Raw genomic sequence first — 2,580 nt, 5'->3', positions numbered from 1 at the left:
TGTCAATGGCCACGAAGTTCTCCCCGTAGGCGGCCAGTAGTTCTCCCCGCTGGTGGCCACGGGTTCTCCCCGGTGGCGGCCAGTTGTTTTTCCCCACCCGCTTTCTGATTTGGGTTAGCTGAAGGGCTTCACCCCCTTGCCGGTGGTGGCTTCGGTGAGGCGGAAGGAGTCGCCGTCGGTGACGACGACGTGCGCATGGTGCAGGAGCCGGTCAACGGTGGCGGTGGCCAATGTTTTGGGCATGATCTCGTCGAAGCCGGAGGGGTGCAGGTTGCTCGAGACGGCAATCGCTCGGCGTTCGTAGGCAGCGTCGACGAGGCGATAGAATCCTTCGGCGGCGTCTTCAGAGACCGGGAGCAGACCGATGTCGTCGACGATGATCAGGTCGGAGCGGATGATCCTCGTCAGGGCTCGGGCGATGGAGTCGTCGGCACGGTGCCGGCGGACCAGGGCACCGAGGTCTTCGATGGTGAACCAAGACACCGCCAGCCCAGCTTCGACTGCGGCCTGCCCGAGTGCCTCGGTGAAGTGAGACTTGCCAGTTCCCGAAGGCCCACAGACGCAGAAACATTCACGCCGCCCGACCCACTCCAGGGTGCGGAGCGCGTCCTGGGTGGCGCGGGGAATCGACGATTTCGTTTCGTCCCAGTCGCCGAAGGTCTTGCCGGTAGGGAAACCCGCGCGTTTGCGGCGAGTGTGCAGGTTCGCCCGGTCCCGGCCGGCGGCTTCCTCAGCGAGGAGAACCCGCACGACTTCGGCGGGGTCCCAGCGTTGGGCTTTCGCGGTCGGGATGATATCGCTCAAGGACCTGCGGATATGGGGCAGTTTCAGGCGTTTAGTCAGGTCGATCGCCTCGGCCAACGGGTCGCCGTTAGCGCTGGTAACAGTGCGCAAAGGGGTGCTCATCAGGCGTCATCGCTTTCATCGTCAGTAGTGGCTGGGCTGGCCGGCGCTGGTGTCTGGCCGAAGGTGGACCAGGCGGCGGTGCCCGGTTGCAGAGTGTGGTTCTCGCTGCGACGGACCGGATCAGCGTGTTCGTGGGTGACTTGGTAGTCGAGGATCGAGATCAGGTCCCGATCGGCGAACCGGCCGGTCATCGCCGCCGTCCCCAACGCTCTGTCGACTGCGTCCGGGGAGTGCAGCTTCGAAAGGTCCACGGCCTCGGCCATCTTCGCCCTGATGCGGCGCGCTCCCGCGGCGGCAGCCTCGACCAGCCAGCTGTTGGCACCCTGGCCCAACTGTAGGAAGGCGAGCTCGGCGGCGGTACGAGGCTTGGGCACCCGGTCGGCGGCGTCGCGGTCTGGGCGGGGTGGGTAGTGGTCGTTGTCGAGGACCGGTGAACCGGGTTGGCCGCGGCGGTGCCGCGCGACTTCGACTGCACCGCCATCATTGTCGACGGCGGTCACGATCAGCTCCTCACCATGGAAGCGGGCCCAGACCCGAGTGTCGATCAACGTGTGCGGCACCGAATACCGCACCCCTTCCACCGAGATCGTCGACTCCCAGTTCACCCGCCGGGTAGTGCCGAACACCGCGGTGAACGGAGATTTCGGCAGCGGATGCAGCCGCTGCAACTCTTCGGCCAGCCGCTCGACCGGCCGCCGCCGAGTAGAGCTGTGGACGCGGGTGTTGACGTCGGTGCAGAACTGCCGGCAAGCCGACTCGAGCTCACCGAAAGAGTGATACTGCTCGCGCAGGTTCACCTCCTTCGGCAACAGGTCGGCTTTGGCGATCCGCACCGTCGCCTCACTTCCTCCCTTCGACTCCGGATCAGCAGGTAAACACGTCCGCAGCGTCGTGCCGTAATGCCGTGCCACCTCCACGATCTCCGGATTGCGGACCGCGATCCCGGCCACGTGATCGATCGTCGCGGTCTTCTCGTTGTCGGTGAGGACATAGACCGGAACCCCGCCCAAGCGGCGGAATGTCGCATCCAAACACGCCGCCACCGTCGGCAATGTCTTGTCCCAGATCGGGATCACCACCCGAAATCGCGACCACGCCAACCATGCGCAGAACAACGTCGTCTTCCGGCCGGAAATCGTTGGCCCGTCACCGAAGTCGTACTGTAACCACAGCCCAGGTTCGGTTACCCACGGCCGATACACTCGCCGCCGACCAGCCCGAAACTGGGCCTTCGCCTCCGCGACCGTCCGGCGCGTGGTCCGCTCACCGCCGGTGAACCCCAGCGCGACGATCCGTTCGTGGATGACATCCGCGCGGACCTTGCCCTGCGAGCGGACCACCAACTCCTCGATCTTCGGCAGAAAGTCGTCGATCGCCCGCGCTCGATGCCGCCGGCGGTCCGGCGGCTGCCCCGCAGCGCGCATCTGCACATACCGGGCCACCGTGTGGTGATCACACCCAGCCAGCTCCGCCGCCGCCCGATAACTACCCGTGAGGTCGTACGCCTCCAAAATTTCCATGATCTCCCTGCTCGATTTCATCCACCCAGCGTTGCCGGGACCGAATCTGACTCACAGCAGGTGGGGAACTATCTGGCCGTACGCGGGGAGAAACCATGGCCACAAAATGCGCCATAAATGGCCGCCAGTGGGGAGCTTACGATGGCCGTCGACA

2 protein-coding genes are annotated in these 2,580 nt (G+C 65.3%); both read right to left on the bottom strand.

What is annotated here, in order from left to right:
- Positions 1-114: 114 nt before the first annotated feature.
- Positions 115-906: an IS21-like element IS1415 family helper ATPase IstB gene (gene istB, locus ABH939_RS33085; protein WP_003944771.1), complete on the bottom strand. Its 792-nt coding sequence runs from the start codon at positions 904-906 to the stop codon at positions 115-117.
- The gene (gene istA / locus ABH939_RS33080) at positions 906-2,447 is read right to left on the bottom strand and encodes an IS21-like element IS1415 family transposase (RefSeq protein WP_030538069.1); all 1,542 of its coding nucleotides are present in this window, start codon (positions 2,445-2,447) and stop codon (positions 906-908) included. Before istA ends, istB begins: the two co-directional genes overlap by 1 nt.
- Positions 2,448-2,580: the final 133 nt, after the last annotated feature.

Source organism: Rhodococcus sp. 27YEA6 (assembly GCF_044908235.1).
Taxonomy (GTDB): Bacteria; Actinomycetota; Actinomycetes; order Mycobacteriales; family Mycobacteriaceae; genus Rhodococcus_F; species Rhodococcus_F qingshengii.
The sequence above is the reverse complement of the archived record's forward strand: the minus strand, read 5'-3'. Positions and strand labels throughout refer to the sequence as shown.